Source organism: Acidovorax sp. GW458-11-26-14-TSB4 (assembly GCF_059423865.1).
In genome coordinates this window covers 280,870-296,966 of sequence record NZ_JBWKYR010000001.1, presented here as the reverse complement: position 1 = coordinate 296,966, position 16,097 = coordinate 280,870, and the positions used below count along the sequence as shown (strand labels likewise).

General features: G+C 68.5%; 15 protein-coding genes and 1 riboswitch. Of the genes, 5 read left to right on the top strand and 10 right to left on the bottom strand.

The annotated features are described in order from the left end of the window. Nucleotides 1-122 precede the first annotated feature (122 nt). Entirely contained in the window at nucleotides 123-941 is an 819-nt protein-coding gene (gene otnI / locus AC07X5_RS01395) for a 2-oxo-tetronate isomerase (RefSeq protein ID WP_494768773.1), read from the bottom strand. Between the two features lie 70 nt (nucleotides 942-1,011). On the opposite strand from otnI, the gene AC07X5_RS01390 reads away from it, so the two are divergent. Both AC07X5_RS01390 and AC07X5_RS01385 read left to right on the top strand, forming a co-directional pair. Continuing rightward, entirely contained in the window at nucleotides 1,012-1,449 is a 438-nt protein-coding gene (locus tag AC07X5_RS01390) for a MerR family transcriptional regulator (protein WP_494768772.1), read from the top strand. Between the two features lie 89 nt (nucleotides 1,450-1,538). After that, nucleotides 1,539-2,150 (top strand): NAD(P)H-dependent oxidoreductase, encoded by a 612-nt coding sequence (locus AC07X5_RS01385; protein ID WP_494768771.1) that lies wholly within the window; start codon nucleotides 1,539-1,541, stop codon nucleotides 2,148-2,150. Nucleotides 2,151-2,154: 4 nt separating this feature from the next. Here the strand turns inward: AC07X5_RS01385 and AC07X5_RS01380 are convergent, their stop codons facing one another. The 4 genes from AC07X5_RS01380 to AC07X5_RS01365 all read right to left on the bottom strand — a co-directional run bounded on the left by AC07X5_RS01380 (nucleotide 2,155) and on the right by AC07X5_RS01365 (nucleotide 5,839). Beyond that, the gene (locus AC07X5_RS01380; RefSeq protein WP_409955310.1) at nucleotides 2,155-3,282 is read right to left on the bottom strand and encodes a glycerophosphodiester phosphodiesterase; all 1,128 of its coding nucleotides are present in this window, start codon (nucleotides 3,280-3,282) and stop codon (nucleotides 2,155-2,157) included. 81 nt (nucleotides 3,283-3,363) lie between these two features. After that, the gene (gene metW, locus AC07X5_RS01375) at nucleotides 3,364-3,948 is read right to left on the bottom strand and encodes a methionine biosynthesis protein MetW (protein ID WP_409955312.1); all 585 of its coding nucleotides are present in this window, start codon (nucleotides 3,946-3,948) and stop codon (nucleotides 3,364-3,366) included. Next, nucleotides 3,945-5,120, bottom strand: a complete 1,176-nt coding sequence (gene metX / locus AC07X5_RS01370) for a homoserine O-succinyltransferase MetX (RefSeq protein ID WP_494768770.1) — start codon at nucleotides 5,118-5,120, stop codon at nucleotides 3,945-3,947. Before metX ends, metW begins: the two co-directional genes overlap by 4 nt. A gap of 146 nt (nucleotides 5,121-5,266) precedes the next feature. Further along, a complete protein-coding gene (locus tag AC07X5_RS01365; protein WP_494768769.1) occupies nucleotides 5,267-5,839 on the bottom strand; it encodes a TMEM165/GDT1 family protein in 573 nt (190 codons plus the stop codon). A gap of 95 nt (nucleotides 5,840-5,934) precedes the next feature. Beyond that, nucleotides 5,935-6,060, bottom strand: a riboswitch (yybP-ykoY riboswitch). A gap of 252 nt (nucleotides 6,061-6,312) precedes the next feature. On the opposite strand from AC07X5_RS01365, the gene rbp (AC07X5_RS01360) reads away from it, so the two are divergent. Together rbp (AC07X5_RS01360) and rbp (AC07X5_RS01355) are read left to right on the top strand one after the other, a co-directional pair. After that, nucleotides 6,313-6,702, top strand: coding sequence for an RNA-binding regulator (gene rbp, locus AC07X5_RS01360; RefSeq protein WP_494768768.1), 390 nt, complete (start codon nucleotides 6,313-6,315; stop codon nucleotides 6,700-6,702). Nucleotides 6,703-7,027: 325 nt separating this feature from the next. Further along, entirely contained in the window at nucleotides 7,028-7,609 is a 582-nt protein-coding gene (rbp, locus tag AC07X5_RS01355) for an RNA-binding regulator (RefSeq protein WP_494768767.1), read from the top strand. 258 nt (nucleotides 7,610-7,867) lie between these two features. Here the strand turns inward: rbp (AC07X5_RS01355) and AC07X5_RS01350 are convergent, their stop codons facing one another. Genes AC07X5_RS01350 through AC07X5_RS01335 form a run of 4 tightly spaced genes read right to left on the bottom strand, consistent with a single transcriptional unit; the run spans nucleotide 7,868 to nucleotide 10,942 of the window. Continuing rightward, complete coding sequence (locus tag AC07X5_RS01350) at nucleotides 7,868-8,656, bottom strand: SDR family oxidoreductase (RefSeq protein ID WP_494768766.1); 789 nt, start codon at nucleotides 8,654-8,656, stop codon at nucleotides 7,868-7,870. A gap of 44 nt (nucleotides 8,657-8,700) precedes the next feature. After that, entirely contained in the window at nucleotides 8,701-9,327 is a 627-nt protein-coding gene (gene lptC, locus AC07X5_RS01345; RefSeq protein WP_494768765.1) for an LPS export ABC transporter periplasmic protein LptC, read from the bottom strand. A 55-nt stretch (nucleotides 9,328-9,382) separates the two neighbouring features. Beyond that, nucleotides 9,383-9,946 carry a KdsC family phosphatase gene (locus AC07X5_RS01340; RefSeq protein ID WP_494768764.1) on the bottom strand — a complete coding sequence of 188 codons (564 nt, stop codon included), beginning with the start codon at nucleotides 9,944-9,946 and terminating at the stop codon, nucleotides 9,383-9,385. Between the two features lie 3 nt (nucleotides 9,947-9,949). Continuing rightward, entirely contained in the window at nucleotides 9,950-10,942 is a 993-nt protein-coding gene (locus AC07X5_RS01335; protein WP_409963660.1) for a KpsF/GutQ family sugar-phosphate isomerase, read from the bottom strand. Nucleotides 10,943-10,991: 49 nt separating this feature from the next. Between AC07X5_RS01335 and AC07X5_RS01330 the strand changes: the two genes are divergently transcribed. Further along, nucleotides 10,992-12,977, top strand: coding sequence for a monovalent cation:proton antiporter-2 (CPA2) family protein (locus AC07X5_RS01330; RefSeq protein ID WP_494768763.1), 1,986 nt, complete (start codon nucleotides 10,992-10,994; stop codon nucleotides 12,975-12,977). A 9-nt stretch (nucleotides 12,978-12,986) separates the two neighbouring features. Here the strand turns inward: AC07X5_RS01330 and AC07X5_RS01325 are convergent, their stop codons facing one another. Continuing rightward, nucleotides 12,987-16,055 (bottom strand): bifunctional diguanylate cyclase/phosphodiesterase, encoded by a 3,069-nt coding sequence (locus tag AC07X5_RS01325; RefSeq protein ID WP_494768762.1) that lies wholly within the window; start codon nucleotides 16,053-16,055, stop codon nucleotides 12,987-12,989. Between the last annotated feature and the right edge of the window lie 42 nt (nucleotides 16,056-16,097).

Sequence of the window (16,097 nt, the reverse complement as noted above, 5' to 3'; positions counted from 1 at the left end):
GAAGTGAATGCGCACTGCTGCCGGCTGTGCCGGTCTGCATTCACTCTACGCGCGAGTGCCAGTTACATTTATTCACGCATTCCCTTACGCAGAGCTGCGTACCGCGCTGGCGGCTTTTGATGTCAGTGACCCGACTGTGTGCGCTCCAGCCACCCGAGGCCTTCGGAGGTGCCTGCGGCCGGCCGGTACTCGCACCCCACCCAGCCGGCATAGCCCAGGCTGTCGATCAGGTCGAACAGGTAGGGATAGTGCAGCTCGCCCCGGTCGGGCTCCTGGCGCTCGGGCACGCCGGCCACCTGCAGGTGCGCCACCCGGCCCGTGGGCAGGTAGCGGCGCAGCTTGCTGGCCACGTCGCCCTCCACGATCTGGCAGTGGTACAGGTCCATCTGCACCTTGAGGTTGGCCATCTGCGCCGCGTCGAGCAGCTCGTGGGCATGGTCCTGGCGGTTCAGGAAGTAGCGCGGCATGTCGCGCAGGTTGATGGGCTCGATCAGGATCTCGCGCCCGCTCTGCGCCGCCTCGGCCGCGGCCCAGCGCAGGTTGTCCACGCACAGGCCCTTGAGCGATTCGCGCTCCACCCCGGCCGGCACCATGCCCGAGAGCACATGGATGCGCGGGCACTGCAGAGCCTCGGCGTATTCGAGTGCCTCCTGTACGCCGCGGCGGAACTCGGCCTCGTGCCCCGGCAGCGCCGCCGTGCCGCGCGCCTGCCGTTCCCAGGCCGTGGCCATGGCGGCGCGGTCACTGCCGCTGGGCGGGGCGTTGAACAGCACCATCGCCAGGCCGTTGTCGGCCAGCCGCGCGGCCAGCTCGGCCGGGGCGAAGGCATAGGGGAACTGGCATTCCACCGCGCCAAAGCCATCACGCGCGGCAGCGGCAAAGCGCTCCAGAAAGGGCAGCTCGGTGTACATCAGGCTCAGGTTGGCGGCGAACTGGGGCATGGGACTTGGCGGTTGCGGGGGGATCCTGCTATTTTCCGTGCACCGCCACCTTGCTTCAAAATCCCTGTCCATGCGCATCGGAGAACTTGCCCAACGCACCGGCACCACGCCCAAGGCCATCCGCCTGTACGAGGCGCGTGGCCTGCTGGGCACGGTGGTGCGAGAGGGCAGCTACCGCCACTATGGCGAAGGCGACGTGGCGCGCGTGCAACTGATCCGCCAGGCGCAGGGCCTGGGTTTCAGCCTGGCGCAGCTCGAGGGTCTGCCCGAGCTGCACCAGAGCGCTGGCTGGGTGCGCATGGCCGCGCTGTTGGCCGAGCGGCGCGAGGCGGTTGCGCGGGAGATGGCGCGCCTGGCTGCGCTTGACGGGCAACTGGCTGCGCTGCAGGCCGAACTGCTGGCCTGCGATGCGTTTGCCGCCCCCGCGGTGCCGCCGGCCTGCGCGGCGCCGCAGGGGCTTCTGGGTCCGTTGCGCCAGCTCACCCGCCTCGCAAGCGCCATCGCCTGAGCGCTCTTTTGCGGATCGCTTGATCCGGCTGCTTGACTCTGTCCCGTGGGTCAAGGTGAGCATGGGGGTTTCCATTCCCGGGAGCCTTCGTGGCACAACGCATTCTGGTCATCCTTGGCCACCCTGCCCTGAACAGCCTGTGCGCAGGCATGGCAACCGCCTACGCCGAGGGCGCGCAGGCCGCCGGCGCCGAAGTGCGGCGGCTGGACCTTGGCAGCCTGCACTTCGACCCGCTGCTGCATGCCGGTCACTATGGCGAGCAGCCGCTGGAGCCCGACCTGCTGGCCGCGCAGGCCGACATCGCGTGGGCCGAGCACCTGGTCTGGGTCTATCCCATCTGGTGGGGCGCCATGCCGGCGCTCTTGAAGGGTTTCATCGACCGGGTCCTGCTGCCCGGCTATGCCTTCAAGTACCGCCCGGGCTCCTCGCTCTGGGACAAGCTGCTGGCCGGGCGCTCGGCCGAGCTGCTGGTGACCATGGACTCGCCGCCCTGGTATTTCCGCTGGGTATCGCGCATGCCCGGCCACCACCAGATGAAGAAAACCATCCTGGAGTTCTGCGGCATCCGGCCCGCCAAGGTGCACAGCTTCGGCCCGGTGCGCACGGCCGACGCGAAGCGCCTGCAGGCGTGGGTGGCCCAGGCGCGTGCACTGGGCGCGCGGCACGGCGGCCGGACCCCGGCCACCGTGGCGGCGTCCTGACGGGCTATTTCGCGGTGAATGCCTTCACGGCGGCGCGGCCCACGGCCGAGTCGTCGGTGAAGAAGCCATCCACTCCGGCGCGCAGGTAGGCCGTGATCTCGGCAATGCTGTCGCCGCGCGCGGTGGCGTCGCTGGCCGGGGCCTTGCGCAGGCTGGTGGGCAAGAAGCTGTTCTCGGGCCGCAGGGTCCAGATGTGCACCGGCAGGCCTGCCGCACGGGCGTTGGCCACGAGCGCAGTGGGCTCGCCGAGGACACCGTCCTTCACCGGCACCACCAGGGTCTTGTAGGGGCCGACGGCGCTGGCATAGCTGGCCATCTGCTTGAGGCCCTCGGCCGTGACCAGGTCGGCATAGCTGCGCGTGTTGGCCGCGCCCTGGGCCACGAAGTCATAGGGCCGGCCCGAGGGGGCGACCAGCTGCACCAGGCGCACGCTGCTCAGCTTGCGGATGGCCTGCAGGTTGGCCACCTCGAAGGACTGCACGAACACCGGCGCGTCCTTGTGGTTCCATCCGTTCTTCTCCAGCACCGCAAGCAGCGGCGCTTCCAGCGGCAGGCCGATGGACTGGAAATAGGTCGGGTGCTTGGTCTCGGGGTAGATGCCGATGGTGCGGCCGGTCCTGGCACTCTGCGCCCGGGCCAAGTCGATCACCTCCTGCAGCGTGGGGATCTCGAACTGGCCGTTGTAGGCCACGTTGGCCGGGCGCTGCGCCGGGATGCGCTCGCGGGCGCGCAGGGTCTTGAGCTCGGCCAGCGTGAAGTCCTCGGTGAACCAGCCGGTGATGGACTGGCCGTCGATGCTGCGCGTGGCCTTGCGCGCGGCGAACTCGGGGCGGTCGACCACGTCGGTGGTGGCTTCCTTCACGGAGCCGTCGGCGTTGAGGATGGCGATGGCGTTCTCGTGCCGGGCCACGAGCACGCCGTCCTTGGTGATCACCAGGTCGGGTTCGATGATGTCGGCGCCGTCGTCGATGGCCTTCTGGTAGGCCGCCAGGGTGTGCTCGGGGCGCAGCGCCGAGGCGCCGCGGTGCGCGATCACGGTCGGCGTGGGCGGCCAGGCCTGCTGGGCGGCGGCGCCCAGGGCCAGGGTGGCCAGGACGGTGGCGAGGGTGGACTTCAAGGGGTCGAGGCGCATGGGGATCTCCGGAGGGCGTTTGCCAACCCGCCACCATAACCCGCTTGCATGACGCGCGCATGGCGCCCGCCTGCGGCGGGCTCAGGCGTGCTCGAAGTGGAAGACGGCGGTGCCGGCCATCACGTTGGGCAGCACGCGCACTTCGCGCCCGTCCTGCAGGCCGAAGGATTCGAGCACGCGCAGCTCGTTCTTGTGCGCCAGCACCTCGAAGTCCTTGTACGTACCCACCCGTATGTTGGGCGTGTCGTACCACTGGTAAGGCAGGCGCCGCGTGACGGGCATGCGCCCGCGCAGGATGGACAGGCGGTTCGGCCAGTGCGCGAAGTTGGGGAAGGCGACGATGCCGGTGCGGCCCACGCGCGCCGTCTCGCGCAGCATCACCTCGGCATTGCGCAGGTGCTGCAGCGTGTCGATCTGCAGCACCACGTCGAAGCTGTTGTCGCCGAACATGGCCAGGCCCTCGTCCAGGTTGAGCTGGATCACGTCCACGCCACGGCGCACGCAGGCCAGCACGTTGGCGTCGGCGATCTCGATGCCGTAGCCGCTGCAGCCGCGTTCGCGTTGCAGGTAGGACAGCATGGCGCCGTCGCCGCAGCCCAGGTCGAGCACGCGCGATCCGGTGGGGACCAGGCGCGCCAGCGCCTCCATGGTGGCTTTCTCGGTCATGCCTGTACCTCCCTGGCGATGCTGTCGAAATACGAGCGCATGGTGTCCATGTAGCGCGGGTCGTCGAGCAGGAAGGCGTCGTGCCCGTGCGGCGCGTCGATCTCGGCATAGCTCACGCGGCGGCGGTTGTCGAGCAGGGCCTTGACGATCTCGCGGCTGCGCTGGGGCGAGAAGCGCCAGTCGGTGGTGAAGCTGATCAGGAGGAACCTGGCCGTGGCCCGCGCCAGGGCCAGCGTGAGGTTGCCGCCGTAGTGCGAGGCCGGGTCGAAATAGTCGAGCGCGCGCGTGATCAGGAGGTAGGTGTTGGCGTCGAAGTACTCGCTGAACTTGTCGCCCTGGTAGCGCAGGTAGCTTTCGATCTGGAACTCGACGTCCTGGGTGCTGTAGCGGTAGGCCCCCGCGCCGCCTGGCGCAGGCGTGTCCTGGCTGCCCTGTTCGAGCACCTGGTGCCTGAGCTGGCGCCCGAACTTCTCGTTCATCACGTCGTCGCTCAGGTAGGTGATGTGGCCGATCATGCGTGCGATGCGCAGCCCGCGCTTCGGGATCACGCCGTGGCGGTAGAAGTGGCCGCCGTGGAAGTCGGGGTCGGTCACGATGGCGCGGCGTGCCACCTCGTTGAAGGCGATGTTCTCGGCCGTGAGGTTGGGCGCGCTGGCCACCACCACGGCATGGCGCATGCGCTCGGGGTACTGCAGCGTCCAGCCCAGGGCCTGCATGCCGCCCAGGCTGCCACCGAGCACCGCGGCCAGCTGGGTGATGCCCAGGCGGTCGAGCAGGCGCGCCTGGGCGTTGACCCAGTCCTCCACCGTGACCACCGGAAAGTCGGCGCCGTAGACCTCGCCGGTGTCGGGGTGGGTGTGCATGGGCCCGGTGGAGCCGAAGCACGAGCCCAGGTTGTTCACGCCGACCACGAAGAAGCGGTTGGTGTCCACCGGCTTGCCCGGGCCGATCATGTTGTCCCACCAGCCCTCGCTGCGCGGCTGGCCCTCGTAGACGCCGGCCACATGGTGCGAGGCGTTGAGGGCGTGGCAGACCAGCACGGCGTTGGAGCGCTCGGCATTGAGCGTGCCGTAGGTCTCGTAGGCCAGTACATAGTCGCGGATGGAGGCGCCGCTCTGCAGCGGCAGCACCTCCTCGAAACGCATGGACTGGGATATGGCAATGAACGACATAGGCAACAAAAAACCCGGCATCGCTAAAAACGAGGCCGGGCTTTGGGTGTCGGTCGGGTCTTTAGCAGAATTTATAAAGCGCCCGCAAGCTATGGCAAATCGGCGCGATGGGAACTATACCAAAGCCGGGCGGGTTGCGCACGTGCTCAGGGCGCGGCCACCGGAGCGAAGAGCGCGATGCAGCCCAGCACCAGGAAGATGCCGGCCGAAACCATGTGCACGGCCTTGATGGGCACGCGCCGCGTGATGCGCTCGCCCAGCCACACCACCGGAGCGTTGGCCAGCATCATGCCGATGGTGGTGCCCGCCACCACGGCCAGGTAGGCGTTGTACTGGGCCGCCAGCATCACGGTGGCGATCTGCGTCTTGTCGCCCATCTCGGCCAGGAAGAAGGCGATCAGCGTGGTGCCGAAGACGCCCCAGCGCGGCGTGCCCCCGGCCTCTTCCTCGTCGAGCTTGTCGGGGATCAGCATCCAGATGGCCATGGCGATGAAGGAAGCGCCCAGTATCCAGCGCAGCATCTGAGGGCCCAGCATGGTGGTCACCCACGCACCCAGGGCGCCGGCCAGACCGTGGTTGGCCAGTGTGGCCACCAGGATGCCCAGGACGATGGGCCAGGGTTTGCGGAAACGGGCGGCGAGTACCAGCGCCAGCAGTTGGGTCTTGTCGCCCATCTCGGCAAGGGCGACGATGGCGGTCGAAACGAAGAAGGCTTCCATGGTGTGGGGACAATCCGGCCGGATTGTTGTGAGCAACGCATTGACTGCACCCCGACTCCGGCCATTGGATCGGCATGCAGTCAATGGTCTTGCCCAGTTCCAGATCATTCAAGAAAGAATGAAGAACCGCATGCGCCATGGGTTGCAAGGAACCCAAGTGTGTTGACGCATGCCCCCGGCGCATGGCGCGACCTGGCGGGCTACTCCCCAAAGACACGCTTATTGTATGCGAATGTTCATAAGACCCAGGGAAAACCCGATGCTGCGCCGATTGGCAAGGTGTCAGTCCGGGTTTGCCCTTGCTGAAATAAAACACCACAAGCCACATAAAGTGATTGATAATGGGCCCGCCTTTCTGCACAGCAGTGAGGCGGTTAGCGGTGATTGGTCAGTTTCGCGTCTTTGAAGTCGTCACAGGTTTGTTGATTGCGTCGGGCTCCATCGCGTTTTCATGTTTTTTCAGGAGTCCTTTCATGGGCAACAAACTTTACGTGGGCAACCTGCCCTACAGCTTCCGCGACGAAGACCTGCAGCAAACCTTCAGCCAGTACGGCTCGGTGGGCAGCGCCAAGGTCATGATGGAACGTGACACCGGCCGCTCCAAGGGTTTCGGCTTTGTCGAAATGGGCAGCGATGCCGAAGCACAAGCCGCCATCCAAGGCGTGCATGGCACCAACTTTGGCGGCCGTGACCTCGTGGTCAACGAAGCCCGTCCCATGGAGCCCCGCGCTCCACGCAGCGGCGGCTTCGGCGGCGGCGGTGGTGGCGGCTATGGCGGTGGTGGTGGTGGCGGCGGTTACGGCGGTGGCCGTAGCGGCGGCGGCGGTGGTGGTGGTTACGGCGGTGGCCGTGGCAGCTACTAAGCAGCGCACACCCGTTCCCACAGGCCTGGCCTGCTGAGGACAAAAACAAGGAGCCTTCGGGCTCCTTTTTTCATGCCCAAGGCAGACCAGAGGCACCTCTTGTTTTCTTCGCTGTGGCATTTGTCACCATGCCACCACACCGTACCCCGCCAGACCATGAGGCTTGCTTTTTTGGGAAATTTGTGGCGCATAATGGCTTGGCGGGTTTTGCCCGTCTCAAGTTTGCGGTGATCCGTCAGTTTCGCGCTGAGAGCGTCATTGAGATTAGCTGGCTGCGGTATCGGGACTCCATCGCTTTATCCATGTGTTTTTGAGGAGTCCCTCGATGGGCAACAAACTGTACGTTGGCAATTTGCCGTATTCGGTGCGCGACAGCGATCTGGAGCAGGCCTTTGGCCAATTCGGCGCAGTGACCAGTGCCAAGGTGATGATGGAGCGCGACACGGGCCGCTCCAAGGGTTTCGGCTTTGTTGAAATGGGCAGCGATCCAGAAGCCCAGGCTGCCATCAACGGCATGAACGGCCAGCCCCTGGGCGGCCGCAGCATCGTGGTGAACGAAGCACGCCCCATGGAACCCCGTCCCCCCCGCAGCGGCGGCTTTGGCGGCGGTGGTGGTGGCGGCTATGGCGGCGGTGGCCGCAGTGGCGGCGGTGGCGGCTACGGTGGTGGCGGAGGCCGTGAAGGCGGTGGCGGCGGCTACGGTGGTGGTGGCGGCCGTGGTGACGGCGGTGGCGGTTACGGCGGCGGTGGCCGTGGTGATGGCGGCGGCGGTGGTGGCTACGGTGGTGGCGGCCGCAGCGAAGGCGGTTTCCGCAGCCCCTACGGCTCCGGCTCGCGCAACGGCGGCGGCGGTGGCCGCAGCGGCGGTGGCGGCGGCTACGGTGGTGGCGGCAACAGCGGCTACTGAGCCAACCGGCTGCGCCTCGCGCACCCAGGACAAGCCCCTTCGGGGGCTTTTTTCATGCCCGGATATTTTGCACGGCTTTGCCGCGATCTTCGGTGGCGCGAAGCGCCGCCCCGCCGCCCCGCCGCGCTGGCGGTGTCCCCCTTCCCGAACGGCGCAGCCATCCGAGAGAAGGGGCTGAGGGCCGCGGCTCCAAGCCTGGCAGTGAAGAGTGGCCGCCTCTGGTGGACGCACCGAGGCGCGAAGGGGCTCAGGGGGTTGTCACTCGTCTTCTCGGCGTTTGCGCGGCCGGCCAGCCAGTGCCTTGTCGTATACCCAGTTGGGCAGCAGGCGCATGAGCTTGGCCACCACGCCCATCTGCCAGGGGATCACGCGGTAGGTGACGCCTGCGGCGATGGCGCGGTAGGCGCGCTCCGCAAAATCCTCGGCCTTCATGAGGAAGGGCATGCCGTAGCGGTTGCGCTGGGTCAGCGGGGTGTCGATGTAGCCGGGCGAGATGGTCACCACGCGCACGCCATGGGGCCGCATCTCCCCGCGCAGGCTTTCGCAGTAGCTGATGACCGCGGCCTTGCTGCCGCAGTAGGCGCCATGGCCGGGCAGCCCGCGGATGCCGGCCACGCTGCCGATGCCCACGAAGGTGCCGCTGCCGCGCTGCACCATGGCGTCGACGAAGGGGTGGAAGGTGGCGGCCATGCCGATGTTGTTGGTGGCGAAGGTGCGCGCCATGACGTCGATGTCGCCGCGCACGGCCGTGTCCATGCCGACGCTGATGCCGGCATTGGCGATCACCACGTCGGGCACGCCCTGGCGCGCCAGGCAGTCGCGCCCGGCGGCGACGATGCTGTCCACCACCGCGACATCGGCGCCGTAGATCGCGTAGTCCGCCGGGTCGATGCCCTGCGCGACCGCCCATGCCTTGACCTCCTCGGTGCGGCGCGCCACCAGGGCCAGGCGGTAGCCGGCCTGGTGAAAGCGCAGGGCCAGGGCCTGGCCGATGCCGCTGGAGGCGCCGGTGATGAAGGCCAGTGGTGTTTGCTCTTGCAGGGTCATGAAGGCCTTGGTGGTGGTGGCGGATGGCGTGGTGCAGCGCCAGCTTACTTGGCGGGACCCGGCATGAGCACGCCCTTGACCCGCCCGCGCAGCTGCAGCACCTGGTCGAGGTGGTCGTAGTCCATGCCATCGGCCGTGAAGCGGTCATTGCCCCGCGTCAGCACCACGGGCTTGTCCGAGCGCACGCGCTCGGTCTGGGTGTAGGCGTGCAGGAATTCGCTGCGGAACTCCATGCGCGGCTGGGCGGCCACGCCGGAGCGGGCGGGCAGCGGCTCGCGCGTGACAATGGCATTGCCGAACAGCTGGACTTCGCTGCCGTCGGCATTGCTCAGGGCGCGGTTGGCCGTGGCCAGGGTCAGGCGCCCGTCCAGCGCCACCGAGCGCATGCGCGCATGGTCGATTTCCAGCGTGTCCGTGTCCGGAAAGTGCCGTGCCAAGTCGCCCTGCACCTCGCTTTGCAGCCGGCCCTTGGCATCGAAGCTCTTGACCGAGAACGCTTTCATCGAATAGTCGGGCTGGTTGCTGCGGGCCTTCTCCGTGGCCGGCGCCAGGGGTGCGGGCGCATTGCGCACCAGCCACCAGGTGCCCAGGGCCAGCAGGCCCATGATCATCACCGGCAGGTAAAGGGTAATGCGCTCCCAGCTTTGCTGCAGCATGCGGCGGCGGCTCATGGGCGGCCTCCGGCAAGCAGGTCGGGGGTGGCGGGCGAAGAATGCGGGACGGCGGTCATGCGGTGTAGTCTGCCAGCAGGCGGGCATAGTGCCCGGTGGCGACGAGCAGCAGATCGCAGAACTCGCGCGCTGCGCCATCCCCACCGCGCGCGGTGGTCACGTAGTGGGCGTTCTGCCGGGCCTCGATCTGGGCATTGGCCGGCGCGCAGGCCAGCGCGCTGCGGCGCATCACGGGCAGGTCGGGCCAGTCATCGCCCATGGCGGCGGCCTGGTCCCAGGTGAGGCCCAGCCGGGCCAGGATGTCCTCGGCCGCGGGGCGCTTGTCCTCAGTGCCGAAGAAGGCGTGCTCCACACCCAGCGCCTTCAAGCGCACGCGCAGCGGGGCCGAGTCGCGGCCGGTGATCACGGCCGGCGTGATGCCGGCCTTCTGCAGCAGCTTGAGGCCGTGGCCGTCCAGGGTGTTGAAGCGCTTGATGGTTTCGCCGGCGTCGGTGAACAGCAGGCTGCCATCGGTGAGCACGCCGTCCACGTCGAAGAAGGCCACGCGCACAGCCTGGGCGCGCAACAGGAGTTCGGGGGCGAAGTGCAAGGCCGGCTGTCCGGAAAGGGTGCTCGCCATGGCTCAGATCACCTTGGCGCGCATCAGGTCGCCGATGTGCACCACGCCGACGAGTGCCCCGGCAGCGTCCACCACCAGCACGCTGGTGATGCTGTGGGCCTCCATGAGCTCGGCGGCGTCCACGGCCAGGGCGTCCGGGGCAATGCGCCGAGGCGAGGGGTGCATCACCTGGGCTGCGGTGGCGGCACGCAGATCGGCGCCGGCCTCGATGCGACGGCGCAGGTCGCCATCGGTGAAGATGCCCAGGATCTGGCCGGCCGCATCCACGATGGCCGAGGCGCCCAGGCCCTTGGCGCTCATCTCGCGCATCAGCTCGCTGAACGAGGCCTCGGGCGCCACGCGCGGCACGTCGCCACCCGAGCGCATGACGTCGCTCACATGCGTCAGCAGCTTGCGGCCCAGGGCACCACCGGGGTGCGAGCGCGCGAAGTCTTCGGGGCGGAAGCCGCGCGCATCGAGAAGGGCCACGGCCAGCGCGTCGCCCATGGCCAGCTGGGCCGTGGTGCTGGCGGTGGGGGCCAGGTTCAGCGGGCAGGCTTCGCGGTCCACGCTGCAGTCGAGTACCAGGTCGGCGTGGCGCGCCAGCGTGGAATCGAGCCCGCCGGTCAGTGCCAGCAGCGGGACGCCCAGGCGCTTGAGCACTGGCAGGATGGCGGTGAGTTCGCCGCTCTCGCCGCTGTTGGAGATGGCCAGCACCATATCGTGCTCGGTCACCATGCCCAGGTCGCCATGGCTGGCCTCGCCCGGGTGCACGAAGAAGGACGGCGTGCCCGTGGACGCCAGGGTGGCGGCGATCTTGCGGCCCACATGGCCGCTCTTGCCCATGCCCATCACGACCACGCGGCCGCGGATGGACAGCGCCATCTGCACGGCGTTGGCAAAGCGTGCATCCACGCGGGCGGCCAGGGCGTTCAGGGCGGCGGCTTCGATGCCGAAGGTCTCGCGGGCCAGGCGCAGCGCCTGCTCGGCATCGAAAGGGGGAGGTACGGCGGTCATGCGCGAGATTCTATCGACCGGCCTGCCCGGGCTCGGATAGCATCAGCCTATGTCCTCACTCGCCCTCACCCTGCTCTACCTCTTGGCCGCGGTGCTGGGCGTGGTGGTCTGCCGCAGCCTGAAGCTGCCGCCCATGCTGGGCTACCTCGCCGCCGGGGTGCTGATCGGCCCGCATGCGCTGGCACTGGCCCAGAACTCCGAGGGCGTGCGCCATCTGGGCGAGTTCGGCGTGGTGTTCCTGATGTTCGCCATCGGGCTGGAGTTCAGCCTGCCCAAGCTGCGCGCCATGCGCCGCCAGGTGTTCGGCCTGGGGCTGATGCAGGTGGTGGTGACCATGACCCTGGCGGCCGGTGGTTCGCTGGCCTTCTCCTACCTGCTCGGTGGTATCTGGGACATGGGCTGGCAGACGGCCCTGGCCCTGTCGGGCGTCATGGCCATGAGCAGCACGGCCATCGTGGTCAAGCTCATGGCCGAGCGCGCCGAACTCGAAAGCGAGCACGGCCGCAATGTCATGGGCATCCTGCTGTTCCAGGATCTGGCCGTGGTGCCGCTGCTGGTGCTGATCCCGGCCCTGGGGTCTTCGCCCGACAAGCTGCTGGTGGCTCTGGGCTGGGCCCTGCTCAAGGCCACGGTGCTGGTGGGCCTCTTGCTCACCGGCGGCCAGCGCGTGATGCGCTGGTGGCTGACCCTGGTTGCGCGCCGCAAGAGCGAAGAGCTGTTCATGCTCAACCTGCTGCTCATCACCCTGGGCCTGTCCTGGCTCACCGAGGTGGCCGGCCTGAGCCTGGCGCTCGGGGCCTTCATCGCCGGCGTGCTGGTGTCCGAGACCGAGTACAGCCACCAGGTGGGTACCGACATCCGGCCCTTCCACGACGTGCTGCTCGGGCTGTTCTTCATCACCATCGGCATGATGCTGGACTGGCACATCCTGGTCGACCGCTGGGGCCTGGTGCTGGCGCTGCTGGTGGTGCCGATCACGCTCAAGCTGGTGGTGATCCTGGTGCTGGCGCGCGGCATGGGGGCCACCACAGGGGTCTCGCTGCGCACCGGGCTGTACCTGGCGCAGGCCGGCGAGTTCGGCTTCGTGCTGCTGTCGCTGGCCCAGACCAACAACCTGGTGCAGCCCGCGCTCATGAACCCCATCCTGGCGGCCATGGTGCTGTCCATGCTGGCCACGCCCTTCCTCATCATGCACAGCAACCGCATCGTGATGAGGCTGGTGGCCAGCGACTGGCTGCAGCAGTCGCTGCAGATGACGACGATTGCGCGCAAGTCCATCAATTCGAGCAAGCACGTGATCATCTGCGGCTACGGCCGCTCGGGCCAGAACCTGGCGCGCATGCTGGAGCACGAAGGCATTCCCTACATGGCGCTCGACCTGGACCCGGACCGCGTGCGCCAGGCCGCCGCCGCTGGCGACTCGGTGGTCTATGGCGACGCCACGCGCCTGCAGGCGCTCATGGCGGCTGGCCTGGTGCGTGCCAGCGCCGTGGCCGTGACCTACATCGACGTGCCCGCCGCGCTCAAGGTGCTGGCCAACACCCGCTCCCATGCCCCGCAGGTGCCGGTGGTGGTGCGCACCCAGGACGACCTGCACCTGGACAAGCTGCGGGATGCCGGCGCGACCGAGGTCGTGCCCGAGGCCATCGAAGGCTCGCTGATGCTCGCCAGCCATGCCCTGGCCCTGGTCGGCGTGCCCATGCGCCGCGTGCTGCGCCTGGTGCAGGACCAGCGCGATGCGCGCTACAACCTGCTGCGCGGCTACTTCCACGGGGCCGACGACGACACCGTCAACGAGCGCGACCAGGAGCGCCTGGCCACCGTCACCCTGCCTTTGGGCGCCAAGACCCTGGGCCAGGCGCTGGGCGAGCTGGCCCTGCCTGCCATGGGCGTGCGCGTGGTCAACCTGCGCCGAGCCAACGGCCATGTGAGTGCTGCGGTGGACGATGCGGCGCTGGCCGAGGGCGACACGCTGGTGCTGTCGGGCCACCCCGCGGCGCTGAGCCTGGCCGAGGCCAAGTTGCTGAAAGGCTGACAGGCCGGATCAGCCGGGCTGCAGCGCCTCTGCGGGGCCGGGCCGCCCAAAGAGATAGCCCTGGAACTGCTGGCAGCCGTTGCGCAGCAGGAAGTCGTGCTGGCCCTCGGTCTCCACCCCTTCTGCCACCACGTCCAGGCCCAGGCTGTGCGCCAGCGCGACGATGGTGCAGGCAATGGCGGCGTCGTTGGGGTCGGTGAGCACGTCGCGCACGAAGCTCTGGTCGATCTTGAGCTGGTCCAGCGGCAGGCGCTTGAGGTAGGCCAGCGAGGAGTAGCCGGTGCCGAAGTCGTCGAGCGAGAAGCCCACGCCCAGGTTGCGCAGCACCTGCATCTTCACGATGCTCTCCTCCACGTCGGTGAGCAGCAGGCTCTCGGTCAGCTCCAGCTTGAGCCGCCCCGGATCGGCGCCCGTGGTGTAGAGCGCCTGCAGCACCTGGGGCACGAATTCGGTGTGGCGGAACTCCTGCGCGCTCACGTTCACGGCCACGGTCCAGGCCGCTGTGGCATTGTCGCGGTTCCAGCGCGCCAATTGCTCACAGGCCAGGTGCAGCACGCGCTGGCCCAGCGGCAGGATCAGCCCGGTCTGCTCGGCCAGCGGAATGAACTGACCCGGCGGCACCATGCCGCGCTGCGGGTGCTGCCAGCGCACCAGGGCCTCGGCGCCCATGGTCTGGCCCGTGGCGTTGACCACGGGCTGGTAGTGCAGCAGGAACTCGTTGCGCTGGATGCCCTGGCGGATGTCGCCCTCCAGCGCCGAGCGCGCCGTGGCCGCCGCCTGCATGGCCGGGTCGAAGAAGCACAGCGTGTTGCGCCCCTGGGCCTTGGCCTGGTACATCGCCAGATCGGCCCGCTTGAGCAGTTCGTTGACGGGCTGCTCCCGGTTGCGGAACAGCGCAATGCCGATGCTGGGCGTGCTGTGCAGTTCGCTGCCATCCATGTCGTAGGGCTCGTTGAGGGCCTGCAGCACCTTCTGCGCCACCGCCTCCGACTCGACGGCGGCCCCGGTCTCCTCGCTGCTCAGGCCGGCCAGCACCACCACGAATTCATCGCCCCCCAGGCGCGCCACGGTGTCGGTGGCGCGCACGCTGGCGCGCAGGCGGTCACCCACCTGCACCAGTAGGCGGTCGCCCCACTCATGGCCCATGGTGTCGTTGATGCCCTTGAAGTTGTCCAGGTCCAGGAACAGCAGGGCGCCATGCTGGCCCTCGCGCTCGCAGGCCGTCGCCACGCGCTCCAGCCGGTCCAGCAGCAGGCGGCGGTTGGGCAGCTTGGTCAATTCGTCGTAGAAGGCCAGGCGCTGGATCTCGGCCTCGGCGCGCTTGCGCTCGGTGATGTCGCGCGCCAGCCCGCGGTAGCCCGTGAACTCGCCCTCGGCATTGAAGATCGGCTCGCCGCTGATGGACACCCAGATCGGCTCGCCCGCGGCCGACATGCGCTGGATCTCGAAATTGCGGAACACCTGGCGCTGCGCGAGCTGCTCGCGGTGCGCGCGCCACTGGCCGTCGTCTGCAAAGGTATTGGGCAACTCCCAGCGCGTGAGGCCATAGAGCTGGTTGTCGGGCAGGTCCATCTTGTTCTGCGGACTGCCCTCCAGGCGTACGAAGCGGAACTCGGCATCCTGCTCCCAATACCAGTCGGAGGACAGCTGGGTCAGGCTGCGCCAGCGCGCCTCGCTCTCGCGCAGGGCCTCCAGCGCACCCAGGTAGTCGGTTACGTCGGTGAAGGTGCGCACCCGGCCGCCGTCCTCCAGCGGGCGCGTGCGCACCTCGATGAATCGGCCGGCCACCGTGCGGCGGACGTAGCTGTCCGGCATGGTCAGCTTGCCGCCATGCGCGGCGTACTCGGCGCCCACGTAGTCCCGGGCCTTGGATTCGATCAGCTGGAAGCCGGTGCCGAAGTCGCCGCGCTCGGTCTGGAAGCGCACCACCTCCTCCACCCGGGGCTCTCTCGCGAGCAGTTCCTCGGGCAGGTTCAAGAGCTCCAGGTAGCGCTGGTTGTAGACGCGGATGCGGCCCTCGCCATCGACCTTGGTGATTCCCTGCGACACGCTGGCCAGGGTGCTCTGCAGCGCGCGGGTCTTGTCGGCCAGCAACTCGCTGGTGCGCGCCAGCTGCTCCTCCACCTGCCGGCGGGCGAGCTCGGCCCGGCGTGCCAGCTCCAGCTGGCCGATGGTGCTCAGCAGCGGTTGCAGGAACTGCACGTCGGTGGCGCTGTAGCCGCCGGGCCGGTTGGCCAGCCCCACCACGGCGACCAGCTCGCCCGAGGCCAGGATGGGCAGGCCCATGTAGGAGACGATGGGCGGATGCCCCGGCGGCAGGCCCGCAACTTGCTCGGCAGCCGCCGCGGGGTTGTTGTTCTGGATCACCGGCTGCTCGGTCGCCATGGCCTGGCCTGGCGGGGAGTCCAGGTCGTCGAGCACGATGCCCTCCTGGGCGCCGCCCATGTAGCGCTCGCGTGCAGCCTCGTCCCAGTCCACGTCGGCCATGGAGTGCAGGCGCAGCAGCGGCCTGCCGTCCTGGTGGCGCTGGACCTGGCCCAGCAGGCCGAAGCGGCTGCCCGTGAGCTCCATGAGCTCGTGCAGCAGGGCATCGAATGCCGCGCGGGGCGTGGAGCTGGCGATGAAAACCGCCTGGGCGCGCGAAATGGCCTGCAGCAGCCGGTGCTGGCGCGCCAGCATGGCCTCGGCCGCACGCCGCGCGCGCTGGCTGCTGCTGTGCTCGAGCACCGCTTCGATCTGCGCCGGCAGGGCCAGCAGGTAATTGCAGCCGGGGTCGCGGATGGCGAAATCGGCAAAGCCGTGGCGCATGGCGTGCGCCGCCTGGGCGTCGGCCCCGGCATCCACGATGATCATGGCCGGCACGCGGCCCATGTGCTCGAGCACGTCGTAGGCCGAGCCGTCGGAGAAATGCTGGCAGACCAGCACAATGTCCGGTGTGTGGTCCCTGAGCCACAGCTGTGCCTGCACGAGCGAGGGCGCCACGTGCGCCTTCCAGCCCAGCCAGGGGTCCACCAATGCATCGACGAGCGCCCGTGCGTGTTCCCGGTCGTCTTCGATCAGCAGGACGGAGATGGGCATGGCCGGTGTGGCTGGATGGTCGGATCAGGGCAGGAGGGCCTG

Bases quoted from the DNA above. Each gene is read 5' to 3' on its own strand.
- otnI (WP_494768773.1), bottom strand. From the start codon at position 941: ATGCCCCAGTTCGCCGCCAACCTGAGCCTGATGTACACCGAGCTGCCC.
- metW (WP_409955312.1), bottom strand. From the start codon at position 3,948: ATGACCGAGAAAGCCACCATGGAGGCGCTGGCGCGCCTGGTCCCCACC.
- AC07X5_RS01390 (WP_494768772.1), top strand. From the start codon at position 1,012: ATGCGCATCGGAGAACTTGCCCAACGCACCGGCACCACGCCCAAGGCC.
- AC07X5_RS01380 (WP_409955310.1), bottom strand. From the start codon at position 3,282: ATGCGCCTCGACCCCTTGAAGTCCACCCTCGCCACCGTCCTGGCCACC.
- AC07X5_RS01330 (WP_494768763.1), top strand. From the start codon at position 10,992: ATGTCCTCACTCGCCCTCACCCTGCTCTACCTCTTGGCCGCGGTGCTG.
- lptC (WP_494768765.1), bottom strand. From the start codon at position 9,327: ATGAGCCGCCGCCGCATGCTGCAGCAAAGCTGGGAGCGCATTACCCTT.
- AC07X5_RS01340 (WP_494768764.1), bottom strand. From the start codon at position 9,946: ATGGCGAGCACCCTTTCCGGACAGCCGGCCTTGCACTTCGCCCCCGAA.
- AC07X5_RS01325 (WP_494768762.1), bottom strand. From the start codon at position 16,055: ATGCCCATCTCCGTCCTGCTGATCGAAGACGACCGGGAACACGCACGG.
- metX (WP_494768770.1), bottom strand. From the start codon at position 5,120: ATGTCGTTCATTGCCATATCCCAGTCCATGCGTTTCGAGGAGGTGCTG.
- AC07X5_RS01350 (WP_494768766.1), bottom strand. From the start codon at position 8,656: ATGACCCTGCAAGAGCAAACACCACTGGCCTTCATCACCGGCGCCTCC.
- AC07X5_RS01335 (WP_409963660.1), bottom strand. From the start codon at position 10,942: ATGACCGCCGTACCTCCCCCTTTCGATGCCGAGCAGGCGCTGCGCCTG.
- AC07X5_RS01365 (WP_494768769.1), bottom strand. From the start codon at position 5,839: ATGGAAGCCTTCTTCGTTTCGACCGCCATCGTCGCCCTTGCCGAGATG.
- rbp (WP_494768767.1), top strand. From the start codon at position 7,028: ATGGGCAACAAACTGTACGTTGGCAATTTGCCGTATTCGGTGCGCGAC.
- rbp (WP_494768768.1), top strand. From the start codon at position 6,313: ATGGGCAACAAACTTTACGTGGGCAACCTGCCCTACAGCTTCCGCGAC.